This is a genomic window from Massilia sp. R2A-15 (genome assembly GCF_030704305.1).
In the GTDB taxonomy this organism is placed as follows: Bacteria; Pseudomonadota; Gammaproteobacteria; order Burkholderiales; family Burkholderiaceae_D; genus JAFCUW01.
In genome coordinates, this window is sequence record NZ_CP131935.1 from 4,857,475 (window position 1) to 4,876,610 (window position 19,136).

The window sequence follows — 19,136 nt, forward strand, 5'->3', positions numbered from 1 at the left end:
CTGCGGTCCTGAAACGAAAGTTTTTTGGAAAGTCCATCACCCAATCGGGGGCTCCAGCAGGGGCGTCTGGCGGGACCAAGACTGACCGCAGGCCCACGTTGTGGGGATTCTTCGGCTTAAGTTGGGAAAGAGAATACTATGATTCAAACTGAAAGCCGGCTCGAAGTGGCCGACAATACCGGTGCCAAGGAAGTCATGTGCATCAAGGTATTGGGCGGTTCCAAGCGCCGTTATGCTGGCATTGGCGACGTGATCAAGGTAACCGTCAAGGTTGCTGCGCCACGCGGCCGTGTCAAAAAAGGTGAAATTTATAACGCTGTGGTTGTGCGTACCGCTAAAGGTGTGCGCCGCCAAGACGGCTCCCTGGTGAAGTTCGACGGCAACGCTGCCGTGCTGCTCAACGCCAAGCTGGAACCGATCGGTACGCGTATTTTTGGACCAGTCACGCGCGAACTGCGCACTGAAAAGTTCATGAAGATCGTGTCCCTGGCACCTGAAGTTCTGTAAGGAGTCGTAATGGATAAGATTCGTAAAAACGACGAAGTCATCGTTCTGACCGGTAAAGACAAGGGCAAACGTGGTGTCGTGCAGCAGCGTGTAGACGCTGAGCACGTCATCGTGGAAGGCGTCAACGTCGCTAAAAAAGCGACCAAGCCGAACCCAATGACCGGTGTACAGGGCGGTATCGTCGATAAGACTATGCCGATTCACGTGTCCAACGTTGCATTGTTCAATGCAGCGACTGGCAAGGCAGACCGCGTAGGTTTTAAAGATGTCGACGGCAAGAAAGTCCGCGTCTTTATGTCCTCCGGCGAAGTAGTGAAGGTTTAATCATGGCCCGTCTTCAAGATTTTTACAAAGAAAAAGTCGTTGCCGACCTGACCGAGAAATTCGGTTACAAGTCGGTAATGCAAGTGCCACGCCTGACCAAGATCACCCTGAACATGGGCCTTGGCGAAGCGATCGCTGACAAGAAGATCATCGAGCACGCGACCGGCGACCTGACCAAGATTGCTGGCCAGAAGCCAGTGACCACCAAGGCTCGTAAGGCTATCGCAGGTTTCAAGATCCGCGAAGGCTATCCGATCGGTACCATGGTCACCCTGCGCGGCGCCCGTATGTACGAATTCCTCGATCGTTTCATCACCGTGGCCCTGCCGCGCGTGCGTGACTTCCGTGGCGTCAACGGCCGTTCGTTCGATGGTCGTGGCAACTACAACATCGGTGTCAAGGAACAGATCATTTTCCCTGAGATCGAGTACGACAAGATCGATGCGCTGCGTGGTATGAACATCAGCATCACCACCACCGCCAAGACCGACGACGAAGCGAAAGCTCTGCTCGCCGCCTTCAAATTCCCGTTCAGAAACTGAGATCATGGCAAAACTAGCACTGATTAACCGCGAACAGAAGCGTGCAGACCTGGTGGAGAAATTCGCCGCAAAGCGTGCCGCTCTGAAAGCCATCATCGACGACCAGTCGAAGACGGAAGAAGAACGTTATGAAGCCCGTCTGAAGTTGCAGGCACTGCCGCGCAACTCGGCCCCGACCCGCCAGCGTAACCGCTGCGCGATCACCGGCCGTCCACGTGGCACATTCCGTAAATTCGGTCTGGCACGTATCAAGCTCCGTGAATTCGCCATGCGTGGCGAAATTCCGGGTATGACTAAAGCAAGCTGGTAATAGGAGAAGAAGCAATGAGTATGAGCGATCCTATCGCCGATATGCTGACCCGCATTCGCAACGCCCAGGGCGTACAAAAAACGACCGTGGCAATGCCGTCGTCGAAAGTCAAGGTGGCGATTGCCAACGTCCTCAAGGACGAGGGTTACATTGAAGATTTCGCTGTCACCGAAGCCGGTGGCAAGTCGGAACTGAAAATCGGTTTGAAGTATTACGCTGGCCGTCCGGTCATCGAGCGCCTCGATCGCGTGTCCCGTCCGGGCCTGCGCGTCTACAAAGGCAAAGATGAAATCCCTAGCGTCATGAATGGCTTGGGCGTGGCGATCGTGTCGACTCCGCAAGGCGTCATGACCGATCGCAAAGCGCGCGCTACCGGTGTCGGTGGCGAAGTTATTTGCTACGTGGCTTAAGGAGTAGACGATGTCTCGAGTAGCTAAGATGCCGATCACTGTACCAGCTGGCGCCGAAGTGGCGATCACTGCACAGTCGATCACGGTAAAAGGTCCGTTGGGTACGCTGGTTCAGCCCCTGAACGGCCTGGTAAAGGTAGAAAATAACAACGGCACCCTGTCGTTCGACATCGTCGACGACAGCCGCGAGTCGAATGCGATGTCGGGCACCCTGCGCGCCCTGGTCAACAACATGGTGACCGGCGTGACCAAGGGCTTCGAGAAGAAGCTGACCCTGGTCGGCGTGGGCTACAAGGCCCAGGCCGCCGGCGACAAGCTGAACCTGTCGCTCGGTTTCTCGCATCCGGTCGCGCATGCGATGCCAGCTGGCGTCACTGCAACGACCCCGACCCCGACCGAAATCCTGATCAAGGGTATCGATCGCCAGCAGGTCGGCCAGGTTGCCGCTGAAGTGCGTGCTTACCGCTCCCCTGAGCCTTACAAGGGCAAGGGCGTCCGTTATGCGGACGAAGTGGTTAAGCTTAAAGAAACCAAGAAGAAATAATAGGGCTGACCATGGACAAGAAAGAATCACGTCTGCGTCGTGGACGCCAGACCCGCATCAAAATTGCGGAGATGAAAGTAAATCGCCTGTCGGTACATCGTACCAACCTGCACATTTACGCCAACCTGATCAGCCCGGACGCGAAGATCCTGGTTTCGGCCTCGACCGCCGAAGCCGAAGTGCGCGCCGAACTGGCAGGCAAGTCCGGCAAGGGTGGCAATGCCGCCGCTGCCGCACTGGTCGGCAAGCGCGTCGCCGAGAAGGCACTGAAAGCAGGGATTACCGAAGTTGCGTTCGACCGCTCCGGTTTCCGTTACCACGGCCGTGTGAAGGCGCTGGCAGAAGCCGCGCGTGAAGCCGGTCTGAAGTTCTAAGGATAATCATCATGGCAAAAATGCAAGCTAAAATGCAAAGCGACAAGCCGGATGATGGCATGCGCGAAAAAATGATCGCGATCAACCGCGTGACCAAAGTGGTCAAGGGTGGTCGTATCATGGGTTTCGCCGCATTGACCGTCGTCGGTGACGGCGATGGCCGCATCGGCATGGGCAAGGGCAAGTCGAAGGAAGTACCGGTTGGTGTGCAGAAGGCAATGGAAGAAGCCCGTCGCAACCTGATCAAGGTGCCTCTGAAGAACGGTACCCTGCACCACACCGTTACCGGCCGTCACGGCGCATCGAAAGTAATGATGATGCCTGCCAAGCCTGGTACCGGCGTGATCGCCGGCGGCGCAATGCGCGCTATCTTCGAAGTAATGGGCGTGACCGACGTCGTGGCGAAATCCACCGGCTCGTCGAACCCTTACAATCTGGTCCGCGCCACCCTCGACGGTCTGTCGAAGATGAGCACGGCTTCCGACATCGCCGCCAAGCGCGGCAAGTCGGTTGAAGACATCCTGGCTTAAGGTGAACGACATGGCAGAAGCTAAAAAAACCGTCAAGGTTCAGTTGGTCATGGGCCTGATCGGCACGCGCGAATCGCATCGTGCGACCGTGCGCGGCCTGGGCCTGCGTCGCGTCAACTCGGTTTCCGAGCTGGAAGACACCCCATCGGTGCGCGGCATGATCAACAAAGTCTCGTACCTCGTTAAAGTTGTCTCGTAAGCCTTCGGGCTTGCGAACGGAGAAAACAATGGAATTGAATACAATTCAGCCAGCCGAAGGCGCCAAGCACTACAAGCGTCGCGTCGGCCGTGGTATCGGCTCCGGCCTGGGCAAGACCTCGGGTCGCGGCCACAAGGGTCAGAAGTCGCGTTCGGGCGGTTTCCACAAAGTCGGCTTCGAAGGCGGTCAGATGCCTCTGCAGCGCCGTCTGCCTAAGCGTGGTTTCAAGTCGCTCAACGCAACGTTCAAAGCGGAAGTTCGCCTGTCGGACCTGAACAACCTGGCCGTCGGCGATGTCGACATCCTGGTGCTCAAGCAAGCAGGCATCCTGCCAGTGCTGGCGCGCGATGTGCGCGTCATCTTGTCCGGCGAAGTCACCAAAGCGGTGAACCTCAAGGGCATCAAGGCAACTGCAGGCGCGAAAGCGGCCATCGAAGCAGCTGGCGGCTCGGTAGCCTGAGTTGGCTAACGGCTTGATCGGAGCAAAAATTGGCGACTAATTCACAACTTGGTAAGAGTGCGGCAGCCGGATTCCCTTGGGGTCGGCTCTGGTTTTTGCTTGGCGCATTGGTCGTGTACCGCATCGGTGCGCACATTCCGGTCCCCGGAATTGACCCGGTCCAGCTGGCGGCACTGTTCAAGCAGAACGAAGGCGGCATCCTTGGCATGTTCAACATGTTCTCGGGCGGCGCCTTGTCCCGCTTCACGGTGTTTGCCCTCGGCATCATGCCTTACATCTCGGCCTCGATCATCATGCAGCTGGTGTCGATCGTGTCGCCGCAGATGGAAGCGCTGAAAAAGGAAGGCGAAGCAGGACGCCGCAAGATCACCCAGTACACCCGGTATTTCACGGTGGCGCTGGCGCTGTTCCAGGCATTCGGCATCGCCGTCGCGCTCGAGGCGCAGCAGGGACTGGTGCTCGATCCGGGCATCGCGTTCCGCTTCGTCACCGTCGTGACCCTGCTGACCGGCACCATGTTCCTGATGTGGCTCGGCGAGCAGATCACCGAACGCGGTCTGGGCAACGGTATTTCGATCATCATTTTTGCCGGTATCGCAGCCGGTCTGCCGGCGGCGCTGGGTGGCTTGTTCACTCTGATCTCGAACGGTTCGATCAGCAGCTTTGCCGCGATCTTCATCATCGTGCTGGTGGCGTTTGTCACCTACTTCGTGGTGTTCGTCGAGCGCGGCCAGCGCAAGATCCTGGTCAACTATGCGAAGCGCCAGGTCGGCAACAAGGTGTATGGCGGCCAGACCAGCCATCTGCCTCTGAAGCTGAACATGGCCGGCGTGATCCCGCCGATCTTCGCGTCGTCGATCATCTTGTTCCCGGCAACGATCGTGGACTGGTTCACCAAGGGCAAGGACACCAGCACCCCGGTGATCGGTTTCCTGAAAGACCTGGCGGCATCGATGGCGCCTGGTGAGCCGATCAATGCGCTGCTGTATGCGGTGGCAATCGTGTTTTTCTGTTTCTTCTATACGGCGCTGGTGTTCAACAGCAAGGAAACGGCGGACAACTTGAAGAAGAGCGGTGCGTTTGTCCCGGGGATTCGTCCTGGCGACCAGACCGCCCGTTACATCGACAAGATCCTGATGCGCTTGACCCTGGCTGGTGCGGTGTACATCACCCTGGTGTGCTTGTTGCCGCAATTTATGCAAGCCCAATGGAAAGTGCCATTTTATTTCGGCGGTACTTCCCTGTTGATTATTGTGGTTGTCACCATGGATTTCATGGCTCAAGTACAAAACTACGTCATGTCGCAGCAATATGAATCACTGCTGCGCAAGGCAAATTTCAAGGGCGGCATTCCGACGCGATAAGCGCCCAGGAAGACACAGCGAATGGCAAAAGACGACGTCATACAAATGCAGGGCGAGATTCTGGAGAATCTCCCCAACGCGACATTTCGGGTAAAGCTGGAAAACGGCCACGTGGTGCTCGGCCACATTTCGGGTAAAATGCGGATGAATTACATTCGCATTCTTCCCGGCGACAAGGTGACGGTGGAACTGACGCCGTATGACCTGTCCCGGGCCCGGATTGTGTTCCGTACCAAGTAAAAATTTAGAAATCGAACCATCCAAAGAGAGTGCAATCATGAAAGTTCTCGCATCAGTCAAGCGGATCTGCCGCAACTGCAAGATCATCAAGCGCAAAGGCGTTGTCCGCGTAATCTGCGTGGAACCGCGTCACAAGCAGCGTCAAGGTTAATTTAACGTTATTTATTGAGGAATAACGAATGGCACGTATTGCAGGGGTAAATATCCCAAATCATCAGCACACTGTTATCGGCCTGACGGCGATCTACGGTGTTGGCCGTCCGCGTTCGCAGAAAATCTGCGCCGCCACGGGTGTTGCGACCAATAAAAAGGTCAAGGACCTGGACGATAACGAACTCGAGAAGCTGCGCGACGAAGTCGCCAAGTTTGTCGTTGAAGGCGATCTGCGCCGTGAGCTGTCCATGAACATCAAGCGTTTGATGGATCTGGGCTGCTACCGTGGCATGCGTCATCGCAAGGGCCTGCCAGTGCGCGGCCAGCGTACCCGCACCAATGCCCGTACCCGCAAAGGTCCGCGCAAGGCCGCTCAATCGCTCAAGAAATAATCTAGGAACCGACCATGGCTAAGCAACAAAGCAGCGCCGCAGCAGCGCGCGTACGCAAAAAAGTTAAAAAGAACGTCGCCGAGGGCATCGCTCACGTCCACGCATCGTTCAACAACACCATCATCACGATCACCGACCGCCAGGGCAACGCTCTGTCGTGGGCGACGTCCGGCGGTGCTGGCTTCAAGGGTTCGCGTAAATCGACCCCGTTCGCAGCGCAGGTTGCGGCCGAAGCAGCAGGCAAGGTCGCTGTCGAGTGCGGCGTGAAGAACCTCGAAGTACGCATCAAGGGCCCAGGTCCTGGTCGTGAGTCGGCTGTTCGCGCTTTGAACAACCTGGGTATCAAGATCACCGAAATCCAGGACGTGACGCCAGTACCGCACAACGGTTGCCGTCCACCGAAGCGTCGTCGTATCTAATACGCGTCAGCTTCACGAAAAGATCGCCGGTGCAGGGCCCGATTAGGGTATACTGCCCGGCTGTCGTCGCCTGCCGCGTTCGCGCGCTGGGCTTGTAAGCCACCGTCCGGCTCATCGAGACTGGACTAGCGCCTGCCGCATCGCAAGATGCCTCTGGGGCGTCATTTAAACTAAAGGAAATACTGTGGCACGTTATATCGGACCAAAAGCAAAACTGTCCCGCCGTGAAGGTACGGACCTGTTCCTCAAGAGCGCACGTCGTTCGCTCGATTCGAAATGCAAACTGGACGTCAAGCCAGGCCAGCACGGTGTCAAATCCGGCGCCCGCACCTCGGACTACGGTAACCAGCTGCGCGAAAAGCAGAAGGTCAAGCGCATGTACGGCGTCCTCGAGCGTCAGTTCCGCCGCTACTTCGCTGAAGCTAACCGCCGCAAGGGCAACACCGGCGAAACGCTGCTGCGCCTGCTGGAAGCGCGTCTCGACAACGTCTGCTACCGCATGGGCTTCGGCTCGACCCGCGCCGAAGCGCGCCAGCTGGTCAGCCACAAGGCATTCACCGTGAACGGCAACGTCGTCAACATCGCGTCGTACGCGGTCAAGACCGGCGACGTCATCGCTGTCCGTGAAAAGGCCAAGAAGCAAGTGCGTATCATCGAAGCGCTGTCGCTGGCTGAGCAAGTTGGCATGCCGAGCTGGGTGTCGGTTGACTCGAAGAAGATGGAAGGCACCTTCCGTTCGTTCCCAGAGCGTAACGAGATCGCCAACGACGTCAACGAAGCACTGATCGTCGAACTGTACTCGCGTTAATAGCAGTCCAGAAGTAGCCGTTTCCCGCCCGCCCACAGGAGTGGGCGTTTTCACTAATGCCATCAGCCTTATCGGCGTAACGAGCCGAGGGTATTGAAAAGGACATTTCATGCAAAACAGTTTGTTGAAGCCACGTATTATCGATGTCGAAGCACTCGGCGCCGGTCACGCCAAAGTCGTGATGGAGCCGTTCGAGCGTGGCTATGGCCACACGTTGGGTAATGCGTTGCGCCGCGTCCTGCTGTCGTCGATGGTTGGCTACGCGCCGACCGAAGTGACGATCGCCGGTGTCGTGCACGAATACTCGTCGCTGGACGGCGTGCAGGAAGACGTCGTCGACCTGCTGCTGAACCTCAAGGGCGTCGTGTTCAAGGTGCACAACCGCGATTCCGTCACGCTGACCCTGAAGAAGGAAGGCGAAGGCGCGATCCTGGCATCGGACATCGACCTGCCGCATGACGTCGAACTGATCAACCCGGACCACGTGATCGCTCACCTGACCGCCGGCGGCAAGCTCGACATGCAGATCAAGGTCGAAAAGGGCCGCGGCTATGTGCCTGGTAACGTGCGTCGCCTGTCGGAAGACACCAACAAGACCATCGGCCGCATCATCCTGGACGCTTCGTTCTCGCCAGTGCGCCGCGTGTCGTACTTCGTTGAATCGGCCCGCGTCGAGCAGCGTACCGACCTCGACAAGCTGATCATCAACATCGAGACCAACGGCGTGATCACGCCGGAAGAAGCGATCCGCCAGTCGGCCCGCGTCCTGGTTGACCAGCTGAACGTGTTCGCTGCCCTGGAAGGCACGGAAGCGGCCGCCGAAGCGCCATCGCGCGCTCCGCTGGTCGATCCGATCCTGCTGCGTCCGGTCGACGACCTCGAGCTGACCGTGCGTTCGGCCAACTGCCTGAAGGCCGAAAACATCTACTACATCGGCGACCTGATCCAGCGTTCGGAAAACGAACTGCTGAAGACGCCGAACCTGGGCCGCAAGTCGCTCAACGAGATCAAGGAAGTTCTTGCATCCCGTGGCTTGACCCTGGGTATGAAGCTGGAAAACTGGCCGCCTGCAGGCCTGGAAAAGTAAAGAAACACGTAGTAATTGCTGCACCCCGGCCTGGCGCGTTGCCAGGCCGGATTTAACCCTTAAGAACCGGTCCGCGATTATGCGTAATTCTGCATAATCGATCGAAGAACTGGAATAAAACATCATCGAAAGGATTTACCATGCGTCACCGTCACGGCCTTCGCAAGCTGAACCGTACTTCGTCCCACCGCCTGGCCATGCTGCGCAACATGACTGTTTCCCTGCTGCGTCATGAAGCCATCAAGACCACCCTGCCAAAAGCCAAGGAACTGCGCAAAGTTGTTGAGCCGATCCTGACCATGGGCAAGACCGACACCCTGGCCAACAAGCGCCTGGCATTCTCGCGCCTGCGCGACCGTGAAATGGTCCTGAAGCTGTTCGCTGAGCTGGGCCCACGTTACGCCAACCGCAACGGCGGCTACCTGCGCATCCTGAAAATGGGTTTCCGCGTAGGCGACAACGCCCCGATGTGCTACGTTGAGCTGCTGGATCGTCCAGAAGTCTCCGACGTGGAAGACGCACCAACCGCCGAGTAATTGCTCGCTGGTGTAGTCCGATAAAAAAGCCAGGCTGATGCCTGGCTTTTTTCATGCGGCGCCCGGAGGAGAAGGGGACTGGTCCTGCGGACCTGTCCCCATCTTCTTAAGCCAAGCTAAAAATGGGGTCAGGTCCGCAGGACCAGACCCCGTGCGCGGTGTAAGATGTTGGGTGCCGTTTCTTTCACCACAGGAAAACCATGTTTCGTCGTTGCCTCCATTCGATTTTCGCCGCCCTGATGCTGGTCTGGATGGGCCTGGCCCCCGCGCTGGCCGCCGACGATTACCTGGAACCGGACGCCGCGTTCAAGTTTTCCGCGCAGATGCAGGATCCGCACACGGTCGCCATCACCTACGCGATCGCCGACGGCTACTACATGTACCGCGAACGCTTCAAATTCACCGCCGACGGCGCCACCCTGGGCACTCCGGCTTTCCCGGCCGGCAAGGTCAAGTTCGACGACACCTTCCAGAAGAACGTCGAGACCTATCGCCACACCGTAACGATCACCATTCCGGTTCAGGCGCCCGGCCTGTTTACCATCCATGCGCAATCGCAAGGCTGCGCCGATGCCGGCCTGTGCTACGCGCCGCAGGACGCCAGCGCGCGCCTGATGGGCAGCGTCGGCGCCCCGGCGATGAGCGTGGCGCCCGTAGCAAAGCCGCCCGCGCCGCCCGCTGCCGTGGCCAATGCGCCGGCTCCGGCCGTGGTGGCGCCTGCCGCACCGGCGCCGGTGCCGGCAAAGCCTTCCGAACTGTCCGGCATCGCCGACGTGCTGAAGGGCGGGAAGCTGGCGGCCATCGTCCCGGCCTTCCTGCTCGCCGGCCTGATCCTGGCGTTCACCCCATGCGTGCTGCCGATGGTCCCTATCCTGTCGTCGATCATCGTGGGCGAGGGCGCCCACGTGCGCCGCGCGCGCGGCCTGCTGCTGTCCGCCGTGTACGTGCTCGGCATGGCGATCGTCTACACCGCGCTCGGCGTCGCCGCCGGCCTGCTGGGCGAGGGCCTGGCCGGCGCGCTGCAAAATCCGTGGTTGCTGGGCGCGTTCGGCCTGCTGATCGTGGCGATGTCGCTGTCGATGTTCGGTTTTTATGAGTTGCAGGTGCCCGGCGTGCTGCAAAGCCGCCTGGCCAATGCGTCCGGCCGCCAGAAGGCCGGCAAGCTGACCGGCGTGTTCGCGATGGGCGCAATCTCGGCGCTGATCGTCGGGCCGTGCGTGGCCGCTCCGCTGGCCGGCGCGCTGGTCTATATCAGCCAGACCCGCAACGTCGTCATCGGCGGCGCCGCGCTGTTCTCGCTGGCGGTCGGCATGGGCATCCCGCTGCTGCTGGTGGGCGTCTCGGCCGGCTCGCTGCTGCCGCGCGCGGGCGCCTGGATGGAGGGCGTCAAGCGCTTCTTCGGCGTGCTGATGCTGGCGATGGCGATCTGGCTGGTGTCGCCGGTGCTGCCGGCGGCGCTGCAGATGGCGCTGTGGGCGGCGCTGCTGCTCGGCTACGGCTTCTACCTGCTGCGCCCGGCGCGTTTCTGGGGCGCGAACGCATTGGGCGCAGGGCTCGCCGTGCTCGGCCTGCTGCAGCTGGCCGGCCTGGCCAGCGGCGGACGCGATCCGCTGGCGCCACTGGCGCACCTGGCGGCGGGCGGCGCGCCGGCGCAGGGGCTCAAGTTCACCCGCATCAAGACCGTCGCCCAGCTCGACGCGGCGCTCGCGCAGAACGCCGGCAAGACCGCGCTGCTCGATTTTTACGCGGACTGGTGCGTGTCATGCAAGGAGATGGAAAAGCTGACCTTCGTCGAGCCGGCCGTCAAGGCGAAGCTGGCGCAGGCGACGCTGCTGCAGGTGGACGTGACGGCCAACGATGAAGCCGACAAGGAAATGCTCAAGCGCTTCGGCCTGTTCGGTCCACCCGGCATTATCCTGTTCGACACCCGCGGCCAGGAGATTGCCGACAGCCGCGTGGTCGGCTTCCAGGACGCTCAGAAGTTCGTCGATTCGCTCGCCAGGTTGAAGTAGTCGAAGAATCCTTTCCTGGCCGGCGCCGGTGCCGGTTCTTCCGGAGCCGCATCGGATTCGGACTCGGACTCGGACTCGGACTCGGGCTCGTCCGCTTCGGCGCCGTTCGCCACAAGCGCCTGGCGCGCGGCAGCCTGGCGTGCCAGCATGCGGGCGCGGGCAGAGGCGGGCGGTTTCGCCCGGTCCGGCGCTCCGCCGGGCGGCGCTTCGGCGACCGCGGCTTCGCTGGCCGCCGGAGCGCCGCTGACCAGGGTGATGTATCCCTGCTGCAGCAACTGGTCGATGTTCGCTTCGTTCAGGCCCAGTCCCGCGACATTTTTCAGCAGCCACTCGAGCGTATGGCGCCCGTCGATCAGCACCAGCAGCGTGCGCATCTTGGCCGGCACCTGGTATTTGCGCGTCGCGATCTCTTCGCGGCCCTTGTCGGTCTTGTCGTAAATGAAGCTGTGCATCGCCATCTCCTCGGTATTGCCGTACGGACATTTTTTGAGGATACACCGGGTTGCCGCGGAGTAGAAGCGATCGTCCGAAAAGTGTTGCTATAAAGCACAAAAAAGGGGCCGGCCCCATCGGACCGGCCCCTTTCCGGAGGAAGCGCAGCGATCAGCCCTGCTTGCCGCCCATGCGCCCGTCCATGTGCTCGCCACCATGGCCGTGATGGCCGCGGCCGCCGCGGGTTTGCTCGTCAAAAACCTTCTTCTGCGCCGGGGAGAGCGTCGAGTAGAAGGTGTTCAGCGCGCCCAGCTGCGACTCCATCATCGCGGTGTGCTGCTTGCTCATGGCGATCATCTTCTCCATGCGCTGCGGGGCCGACATTGCCGCCCACGTCGCACGGTCGCCGATCGCCGCCATCATGGCGCCGCTTGGCTTGATGGCCGCCTGGTAAGCCGCCCAGGCCGATTCCTGGCCGCCCGTCAGTTGCAGCGCGTCGTGCAGCTTCGCCTGGCGCTTGGCGAAGTGCTCGGCCATTTTGGCGGCGCGTTCCTGCGGCGTTGCCGCCGCCCAGCCCTGGCGCGCTTGCGGCGCGGCCGTTTGCGCCTGCACCGCAATGGCGGTCGAGCCCATGCCCAGCACAGTCAGGGCAATCAGGACATTCTTGCGTAATGTGTTCATGGTTCTTCCTTTGAGAGTCAAGTGGGTTTGTGCATCTCAACTACTCACTGCACAGAATGCATCTTCATCTCGCAGTGTTTCCGCCGCGTGTCGGCTGCCGCTCACTTTGTATCAATATGTATCACCTCCCGGCGTATACACATGACGATACAAATACGCTGTTCAGAGGCCCCGTAACTGGCGATAATCCGGTTCATGGATACTCCTTCTACCATTCTGATCGTCGACGACGACCGCGACATCCGCTCGCTGCTGGCGGACTACCTCGAATCGAACGGCTACCGCGCGCTGGCCGCCGCCGACGGCACCGCGATGTGGAAAATCCTCGATGAGGCGCGCCCCGACCTGATCGTGCTGGACCTGAACCTGCCCGGCGACGACGGCCTGACCCTGTGCCGCAAGCTGCGCGCGCACTCGACCCTGCCCGTAATCATGCTGACCGCCCGCAACGAGCCGCTCGACCGCATCCTCGGTCTCGAGATGGGCGCCGACGACTACCTGCCCAAGCCGTTCGAGCCGCGCGAACTGCTGGCGCGCATCCGCAGCGTGCTGCGGCGCAGCCACGCGATGCCGTCCAATACCCCGTCCGACAACGCCCAGCAGATGAAGTTCTCGGGCTGGACCCTGGACCTGACGGCGCGCCACCTGCTCAACCCGGACGGCCTGGTCATCATGCTCTCGGGCGCCGAGTTCCGCCTGCTGCGCGTGTTCCTCGAGCATCCGAACCGGGTGCTCAACCGCGACCAGCTGCTGAACCTGACCCAGGGCCGCGACGCCGACCCGTTCGACCGCTCGATCGACATCCAGATCAGCCGCCTGCGCCAGAAGCTGGGCGAAGACGCGCGCCTGCCGCAGATCATCAAGACGGTGCGCAACGGCGGCTACGTGCTGGCCGGCCAGGTGACGGTGGAGCCGCAGGCATGAGGGATTTCTTCGGCTCGATGACGGGCCGCGTGTTCATCACCCTGCTGCTCGGTATCGTGCTCTCGGCCGGGCTGACGCAGTGGCTGGCCGACGCCGAGCGCCAGCGCGCGATCGAGGACCAGCGCGACCTGCACGCGCTCGACCGCGCCGAGCAGCTGATCATGGCCACCGAAGTGGTGCCGGCGTCGGCCCGCCTGGCCTACCTGAAAGTGGCCAACCGCCCCGGCATGCGGCTCGAGGAAATCAAGCGCGAACTGCCGCACGCCGCGGAGCCGACCGAGCTGACCGCCGGCCTGGCCCAGCGCCTGGGACCGGGCTACAAGCTCGAATCGGTGACTGCCCGCCCGGCCGCGTGCGACGTGCCGCGCATCCAGGCGACCATGCTCGGCGCCACTCGGGCGCAGTGGCGCGGCGCCTGCGAAAGCATCGACGTGCGCCTGCGCGACGGCGAGCAGCTGCGCCTGTCGGTGCTGCCGCCGCGCTCCTCGCCGATCGCCGGCAAGACCGACTACCGCACCATCATCGCGCTGTTCCTGGTCAGTATCGCCGTCCTCGCCTACCTGGTCGCGCGCATGACCACGCGCCCGCTCAAGCAGCTGGCGCAGGCGGCCAAGGACCTCGGCAACGACATCAACCACCCGCCGCTCGAGCTGACCGGTTCGAGCGAGATCCGCCAGGCCAGCGCCGCGTTCAACGCGATGCAGGCGCGCATCCGCCAGTACATCTTCCAGCGCACCCAGATGCTGGCGGCGATCACCCACGACCTGCAGACGCCGCTCACGCGCCTGCGCCTGCGCCTCGAAAAAGTCGATGACCCGGAACTGCAGGAGCGCCTGGTGGGCGACCTGTCGGCGATGCAGGCGATGGTGCGCGAAGGCCTCGACCTGGCGCGCAGCATGGACACCACCGAAACGATGCAGGCGCTCGACTTCGATTCGCTGCTCGATTCCGTGTGCGCCGACGCCAGCGACGGCGGCCAGCAGGTCGAACTGCACGGCCGCGCGGGGATGGCGGTGATGGCGCGCCCGCTGGCCTTGCGCCGCTGCCTGGTCAACCTGATCGACAACGCCGTCAAGTACGGCCAGCAGGCCAGCGTGAGCATCGAGCGCATCGCCGGCGCCGCGCGCATCCGCATCCGCGACAAGGGGCCGGGCATCGCGCAGAACGAACTGGCGCGCGTGTTCGAGCCGTTCTACCGGGTCGAAACCTCGCGCTCGCGCGAGTCCGGCGGCACCGGCCTTGGCCTGACCATCGCCCGCAACATCGCCGAGCAGCATGGCGGCAGCATCGCGCTGGCCAACCACGCGGCCGGCGGGCTCGAAGTGACCCTCGTGCTGCCGGAGTACTACGCCGGCAAATGAAGCGTCGAATCATGGGACAATGCCGGGCCCTTACCCGGCGCGCATTTTCATCCACTATCCAATCAACGAAACAGCCGTCCTTCACGGGCGGCCGGAAATGACTAGCATGAAGAAGAAAAATATCGGCGTCGCGGCAGCGGCCATCGCGATCATCGGCGGCGCCGCCTGGTATCTGCACAGCGCCGGCGAGCCGCCCACCAAGGCTGCCGCCGCCAAGGGCGCGGGCCAGGCGCCGACCGTCGTCAACGTCGTCAGGCCGCAGCGCCAGGACGTGCCGGTGGTGCTTGCCGCGAACGGCACGGTCACGCCGGTCAGCACGGTCGACCTGCATCCGCAGACCACCAGCACGATCCGCACCGTCCACATCAAGGAAGGGCAGTTCGTCAAGAAGGGCGACCTGATGTTCTCGCTCGACGACCGCAGCGATGCGGCCAATGTCGACAAGGCGCGCGCCCAGATCGCGCGCGACCAGGCAGCGCTGGCCGACGCCGAGCGCCAGTTCAAGCGCAGCCAGGAGCTGGTGGCGCAGAAGTTCCTGTCGCAAAGCGCCGCCGACACCCAGCGCGCCCAGGTCGAAGCGGCGCGCGCGCTGGTGGTGGCCGACCAGGCCGCGCTGCGCTCGACCGGCGTCTCGGCCAGCTACAACGCCATCCGCGCGCCGATGTCGGGCCGGGTCGGCGCCATCAACGTCTATCCGGGCAGCCTGGTGCAGCTGGCCACGTCGCTCACCACCATCACCCAGCTCGATCCAATCACCGTCGCGTTCACCCTGCCCGAGACGGCGCTGGCCGACGTGCTGGCGGCCCAGAAGCGCGGCAAGGTCGAGGTGCAGGCCAGTTCCGGCGACGCCGGCAAGCCGGTCACCGGCGCACTGAGCTTCGTGGACAATGCCGTCGATGCGGTGTCCGGCACGATCCGCGTGAAGGCGCAGTTCGACAACCGCGACAACAGCCTGTGGCCGGGCCAGTATGTCAACGCCAGGCTGACGGTCCAGACCCTGGCCGGCGCGCTGGTGATCCCGCAGGCGGCCATCATCACCTCCACCCGCGGCACTTTCGTGTACGTGGTCGATGCCGACCTGTCGGCGCGCCAGGTGCCGGTGGTGCGCCTGCACGGCTTCGGCCTGTCGGCCGCCGTGTCGGGGCTGACCGGCGACGAACGGGTCATCACCGAGGGCAAGCAGAACCTGCGCCCGGGCGCCAAGGTCGCGCTGGCCGGCGCCAAGAAGGATGACAGCACCCGTCTGGCGAAGAAGGATCCGTCGGCATGAGCATTTCCGAACTGTGCATCCGGCGCCCCGTCATGGTGGTGCTGCTGTCGATCAGCCTGATCCTGGTCGGCATCCTGGCCTACGGCTCGATCCCCGTGGCCGCGCTGCCGAGCTATAACACGCCGGTCATCAACGTCAATGCCAACCTGGCCGGCGCCAGCCCGGAAACCATGGCCTCGTCGGTCGCGCTGCCGCTCGAGAAGCAGTTCTCGACCATCGCCGGCATCAACCTGATCACCTCGACCAGCACTCAGGGCAATACCTCGCTGACGCTCGAATTCGACCCGAAGATCGACATCAACACCGCCGCGGTGGACGTCCAGGCCGCGCTGCTCGGCGCCCAGCGCCAGCTGCCGCAGGAGATGACGGAGCTGCCGTCCTACCGCAAGGTCAACCCGGCCGACGCGCCGGTGCTGTTCATGACGATGAACTCGCCGTCGATGAGCCTGTCGGACCTGAACGACTACGCCGAGAACCTGATCGCGCCGAGCATCTCGACCCTGCCGGGCGTGGCCCAGGTCAGCGTCAACGGCCAGAAGCGCTTCGCGGTGCGGGTGCGCGCCAGGGCCGACCTGATGAACGCGCGTAACCTGTCGATGGACGAACTGGCGCTGGCGCTGCGCGCGGCCAACTCCAATTCGCCGCTGGGCATCCTCGATGGCCCCAGCCAGACCCTGACCATCCAGGGCAACGCCCAGCTGATGAAGGCGTCCGAGTTCGCCGAACTGATCGTCGCCACCCGCAACGGCGACCCGGTGCGCCTGAAGGACGTCGCCACCGTCGAAGACAGCTACCAGTCGGTCAAGACCGCCGGCAGCTACAACGGCGAGCGCTCGATCGTGCTGCTGGTGCAGCGCCAGCCCAATGCCAACACGGTGCAGGTGGTTGACGCGGTGCGCGCGCTGCTGCCGCGCTTCGAGTCGCAGGTGCCGGCCTCGATCAAGATCAACCTGGTGAACGACCGCTCGGTGTCGATCCGCGAGGCGATCCACGACGTCAACCTGACGCTGGCGCTGACGGTGGCGCTGGTGGTGCTGGTGATCTTCCTGTTCCTGCACCGCGCCGCCGCCACCTTCATCCCGGCCGTGACCATGCCGATCTCGCTGCTCGGCGCGCTGGCGCTGCTGAACTGGCTCGGCTACAGCCTCGATAACGTGTCGCTGCTCGGCATCACGCTGGCGGTCGGCCTGGTGGTCGACGACGCCATCGTCGTGCTGGAAAATATCGTGCGCCACATCGAGATGGGCAAGAAGCCGATCAACGCCGCGCTGGTCGGCGCCAAGGAGATGGGCTTTACCATCGTCTCGATCTCGATTTCGCTGGTTGCCGTGTTCATCCCGATCTTCTTCATGCCGGGCGTGATCGGCCTGCTGTTCCACGAATTCGCGGTGGTGGTCGGGCTGTCGATCCTGGTGTCGGCGGCGGTGTCGCTGACGCTGGTGCCGATGCTCGCCTCGCGCCTGCTGCCGCCCCATGTGGAGAACGGTGAGGGCGAGAAGACCTTCATCGGGCGCCACTTCGAAGCCGGCTTCACGCGCGTGCGCAACGGCTATGCGAAAACGCTCGACATCGCGCTGGCGCACCGCAACGTGGTGCTGCTGGTGGCGCTGGCCACTTTCGCGCTCACGGTGGTGCTGTACGTGACGATCCCGAAGGGCTTCTTCCCCGAGGAAGACCTGGGCCAGATCCGCGTCACCACGGAGGCGTCCGAGGACACCTCGTCGGCGGCGCTGCTGGAGCTGCAGGACCGCGTGGTGGCGGCGATCCGCGCCGACCCCAATGTGCAGGACGTGACCTCGTTTACCGGCGGCGGCAACAGCGGCCGCATGTTCCTGGTGCTCAAACCGCGCGGCCAGCGCGCCAAGATGCCGCAGGTGCTCGACGGACTGCGCAAGGCCACGCGCGCGATTCCCGGCGTTGCGGTCTACCTGTCGCCAATCCAGAACCTGCAGCTGGGCGGGCGGCCGTCGAAGAGCCGCTACCAGTACACGCTGCAAAGCGTCAGCGCCGATTCGCTCGGCAGCTGGGCCAACAAGTTCCAGGAAGCGATGCGCAACGACCCGAACTTCCGCGACGTCACCAGCGACTCGCAGAACCGCGGCCTGCAGGCGCAGCTGACGATCGACCGCGACAAGGCCAACACGCTGGGCGTGCAGATGGCCGACGTGCGCACCGCGCTGTACGCCGCGTTCGGCGAGCGCCAGGTCTCGACTATCTACGCGCCGGCGGCGAGCTACAACGTGATCCTCGAGGCGGCCGAAGCCGACCGCCAGTTCGACGACGCGCTGCAGCGGGTGTCGGTGCGCAGCCGCGCCGGCGGCCTGGTGCAGCTGGCCTCGTTCGCGAAGGTCGAGCGCACGGTCGGCCCGATCTCGGTCAACCACCAGGGCCAGCTGCAGGCGATCACGCTGTCGTTCAACCTGGCGCCGGACGTGCCGCTGGGCGTGGCCACCGCGGCGATCGACCGCATGGGCCGCGACATGAAGCTGCCGGCCTCGGTGATCACCAAGTACGGCGGCGACGCGGCGGTGTTCAAGGATTCGCAGTCCAGCCAGATCATCCTGATCGTCGCCGCGCTGGGCGTGATCTACGTGCTGCTCGGGGTGCTGTACGAGAGCTACATCCACCCGATCACGATCCTGGCCGGCCTGCCGTCGGCGGCGGTCGGCGCGCTCCTGACCTTGCGCCTGTTCGGCCTGGACCTGACCATGATCGCCATCATCGGCATCCTGATGCTGATCGGGATCGTCAAGAAAAACGCGATCATGATGATCGACTTCGCGCTGGACGCCCAGCGCAACGAGGGCTTGAGCCCGGCCGCGGCGATCCGCGAGGCCTGCATCCTGCGCTTCCGGCCGATCCTGATGACGACGCTGGCGGCGCTGATGGGCGCCTTGCCGATCGCGCTGGGCCTGGGCGCCGGCGCCGAGCTGCGCCAGCCGCTCGGCCTGGCGGTGGTCGGCGGCCTGCTGTTCTCGCAGGTCATCACGCTGTACATCACGCCGGTGATCTACCTGTTCCTCGACCGCTACAGCGGCACCGGCCCGATGACCGACGACCACCTGGCCGAGTACGAGGCGGCCCATTGATGGCATACTTACGCGAAGCTTAGGAGATACATTCTGTAACATCCGTCAAGCGGGGCATCTTGTAAGCTATACAAGATACCCCGTTTGCGCGGGCGCCGCGAATCCGCTTACACTGCGGCTCCCGAAGCGTCTTTTGCCCCTGTTCCCTGGAAAGTTGTAGCTATTTTG

25 protein-coding genes are annotated in these 19,136 nt (G+C 62.7%); 23 read left to right on the plus strand and 2 right to left on the minus strand.

The window, feature by feature from the left end:
• Positions 1-138 precede the first annotated feature (138 nt).
• The 19 genes from rplN (at position 139) to dsbD (ending at position 11,211) form a co-directional block, all read left to right on the plus strand.
• Entirely contained in the window at positions 139-507 is a 369-nt protein-coding gene (gene rplN, locus Q4S45_RS22425) for a 50S ribosomal protein L14 (RefSeq protein ID WP_008444317.1), read from the plus strand.
• A 9-nt stretch (positions 508-516) separates the two neighbouring features.
• Positions 517-831, plus strand: a complete 315-nt coding sequence (rplX, locus tag Q4S45_RS22430) for a 50S ribosomal protein L24 (protein WP_305507731.1) — start codon at positions 517-519, stop codon at positions 829-831.
• Between the two features lie 2 nt (positions 832-833).
• Positions 834-1,373 (plus strand): 50S ribosomal protein L5, encoded by a 540-nt coding sequence (gene rplE, locus Q4S45_RS22435; RefSeq protein WP_305507733.1) that lies wholly within the window; start codon positions 834-836, stop codon positions 1,371-1,373.
• Between the two features lie 4 nt (positions 1,374-1,377).
• Positions 1,378-1,683 (plus strand): 30S ribosomal protein S14, encoded by a 306-nt coding sequence (rpsN, locus tag Q4S45_RS22440; RefSeq protein WP_305507735.1) that lies wholly within the window; start codon positions 1,378-1,380, stop codon positions 1,681-1,683.
• 14 nt (positions 1,684-1,697) lie between these two features.
• Positions 1,698-2,093, plus strand: a complete 396-nt coding sequence (gene rpsH / locus Q4S45_RS22445) for a 30S ribosomal protein S8 (RefSeq protein WP_305507737.1) — start codon at positions 1,698-1,700, stop codon at positions 2,091-2,093.
• A gap of 10 nt (positions 2,094-2,103) precedes the next feature.
• Positions 2,104-2,637 (plus strand): 50S ribosomal protein L6, encoded by a 534-nt coding sequence (gene rplF, locus Q4S45_RS22450; RefSeq protein ID WP_305507739.1) that lies wholly within the window; start codon positions 2,104-2,106, stop codon positions 2,635-2,637.
• An 11-nt stretch (positions 2,638-2,648) separates the two neighbouring features.
• The gene (gene rplR / locus Q4S45_RS22455; protein WP_099916724.1) at positions 2,649-3,011 is read left to right on the plus strand and encodes a 50S ribosomal protein L18; all 363 of its coding nucleotides are present in this window, start codon (positions 2,649-2,651) and stop codon (positions 3,009-3,011) included.
• An 11-nt stretch (positions 3,012-3,022) separates the two neighbouring features.
• On the plus strand, positions 3,023-3,541 hold the full coding sequence (gene rpsE / locus Q4S45_RS22460) for a 30S ribosomal protein S5 (protein ID WP_054265836.1): 519 nt from the start codon (positions 3,023-3,025) through the stop codon (positions 3,539-3,541).
• 10 nt (positions 3,542-3,551) lie between these two features.
• A complete protein-coding gene (rpmD, locus tag Q4S45_RS22465; protein WP_305507743.1) occupies positions 3,552-3,740 on the plus strand; it encodes a 50S ribosomal protein L30 in 189 nt (62 codons plus the stop codon).
• A 28-nt stretch (positions 3,741-3,768) separates the two neighbouring features.
• Entirely contained in the window at positions 3,769-4,200 is a 432-nt protein-coding gene (gene rplO / locus Q4S45_RS22470; RefSeq protein ID WP_305507745.1) for a 50S ribosomal protein L15, read from the plus strand.
• A 29-nt stretch (positions 4,201-4,229) separates the two neighbouring features.
• A complete protein-coding gene (gene secY / locus Q4S45_RS22475; RefSeq protein ID WP_305507747.1) occupies positions 4,230-5,564 on the plus strand; it encodes a preprotein translocase subunit SecY in 1,335 nt (444 codons plus the stop codon).
• A 21-nt stretch (positions 5,565-5,585) separates the two neighbouring features.
• Positions 5,586-5,804 (plus strand): translation initiation factor IF-1, encoded by a 219-nt coding sequence (infA, locus tag Q4S45_RS22480; protein ID WP_005663428.1) that lies wholly within the window; start codon positions 5,586-5,588, stop codon positions 5,802-5,804.
• A 37-nt stretch (positions 5,805-5,841) separates the two neighbouring features.
• Positions 5,842-5,955 (plus strand): 50S ribosomal protein L36, encoded by a 114-nt coding sequence (gene rpmJ, locus Q4S45_RS22485; RefSeq protein ID WP_010394471.1) that lies wholly within the window; start codon positions 5,842-5,844, stop codon positions 5,953-5,955.
• Positions 5,956-5,983: 28 nt separating this feature from the next.
• Positions 5,984-6,349, plus strand: a complete 366-nt coding sequence (rpsM, locus tag Q4S45_RS22490; RefSeq protein ID WP_305507749.1) for a 30S ribosomal protein S13 — start codon at positions 5,984-5,986, stop codon at positions 6,347-6,349.
• Positions 6,350-6,363: 14 nt separating this feature from the next.
• Positions 6,364-6,768 carry a 30S ribosomal protein S11 gene (rpsK, locus tag Q4S45_RS22495; RefSeq protein ID WP_008444339.1) on the plus strand — a complete coding sequence of 135 codons (405 nt, stop codon included), beginning with the start codon at positions 6,364-6,366 and terminating at the stop codon, positions 6,766-6,768.
• 184 nt (positions 6,769-6,952) lie between these two features.
• Positions 6,953-7,576 (plus strand): 30S ribosomal protein S4, encoded by a 624-nt coding sequence (rpsD, locus tag Q4S45_RS22500; protein ID WP_305507752.1) that lies wholly within the window; start codon positions 6,953-6,955, stop codon positions 7,574-7,576.
• A 109-nt stretch (positions 7,577-7,685) separates the two neighbouring features.
• Positions 7,686-8,663, plus strand: coding sequence for a DNA-directed RNA polymerase subunit alpha (locus tag Q4S45_RS22505; RefSeq protein ID WP_073222604.1), 978 nt, complete (start codon positions 7,686-7,688; stop codon positions 8,661-8,663).
• Between the two features lie 140 nt (positions 8,664-8,803).
• Positions 8,804-9,199 carry a 50S ribosomal protein L17 gene (rplQ, locus tag Q4S45_RS22510; RefSeq protein ID WP_305507756.1) on the plus strand — a complete coding sequence of 132 codons (396 nt, stop codon included), beginning with the start codon at positions 8,804-8,806 and terminating at the stop codon, positions 9,197-9,199.
• Positions 9,200-9,399: 200 nt separating this feature from the next.
• Complete coding sequence (gene dsbD / locus Q4S45_RS22515) at positions 9,400-11,211, plus strand: protein-disulfide reductase DsbD (protein ID WP_305507758.1); 1,812 nt, start codon at positions 9,400-9,402, stop codon at positions 11,209-11,211.
• Here the strand turns inward: dsbD and Q4S45_RS22520 are convergent.
• Entirely contained in the window at positions 11,175-11,663 is a 489-nt protein-coding gene (locus tag Q4S45_RS22520; protein WP_305507759.1) for a hypothetical protein, read from the minus strand. The two genes, dsbD and Q4S45_RS22520, sit on opposite strands and share 37 nt — an antisense overlap.
• Before the next feature lie 151 nt (positions 11,664-11,814).
• Positions 11,815-12,324 carry a Spy/CpxP family protein refolding chaperone gene (locus Q4S45_RS22525; protein WP_305507760.1) on the minus strand — a complete coding sequence of 170 codons (510 nt, stop codon included), beginning with the start codon at positions 12,322-12,324 and terminating at the stop codon, positions 11,815-11,817.
• 195 nt (positions 12,325-12,519) lie between these two features.
• Between Q4S45_RS22525 and Q4S45_RS22530 the strand changes: the two genes are divergently transcribed.
• From Q4S45_RS22530 to Q4S45_RS22545, 4 genes are all read left to right on the plus strand, one after another.
• Positions 12,520-13,248, plus strand: a complete 729-nt coding sequence (locus Q4S45_RS22530; RefSeq protein WP_305507762.1) for a response regulator — start codon at positions 12,520-12,522, stop codon at positions 13,246-13,248.
• Positions 13,245-14,609: an ATP-binding protein gene (locus Q4S45_RS22535; protein WP_305507764.1), complete on the plus strand. Its 1,365-nt coding sequence runs from the start codon at positions 13,245-13,247 to the stop codon at positions 14,607-14,609. The genes Q4S45_RS22530 and Q4S45_RS22535 overlap by 4 nt, the downstream gene beginning before the upstream one ends.
• Positions 14,610-14,715: 106 nt before the next feature.
• On the plus strand, positions 14,716-15,879 hold the full coding sequence (locus Q4S45_RS22540) for an efflux RND transporter periplasmic adaptor subunit (protein ID WP_305507765.1): 1,164 nt from the start codon (positions 14,716-14,718) through the stop codon (positions 15,877-15,879).
• Entirely contained in the window at positions 15,876-18,968 is a 3,093-nt protein-coding gene (locus Q4S45_RS22545) for an efflux RND transporter permease subunit (RefSeq protein ID WP_305507767.1), read from the plus strand. The genes Q4S45_RS22540 and Q4S45_RS22545 overlap by 4 nt, the downstream gene beginning before the upstream one ends.
• Positions 18,969-19,136: the final 168 nt, after the last annotated feature.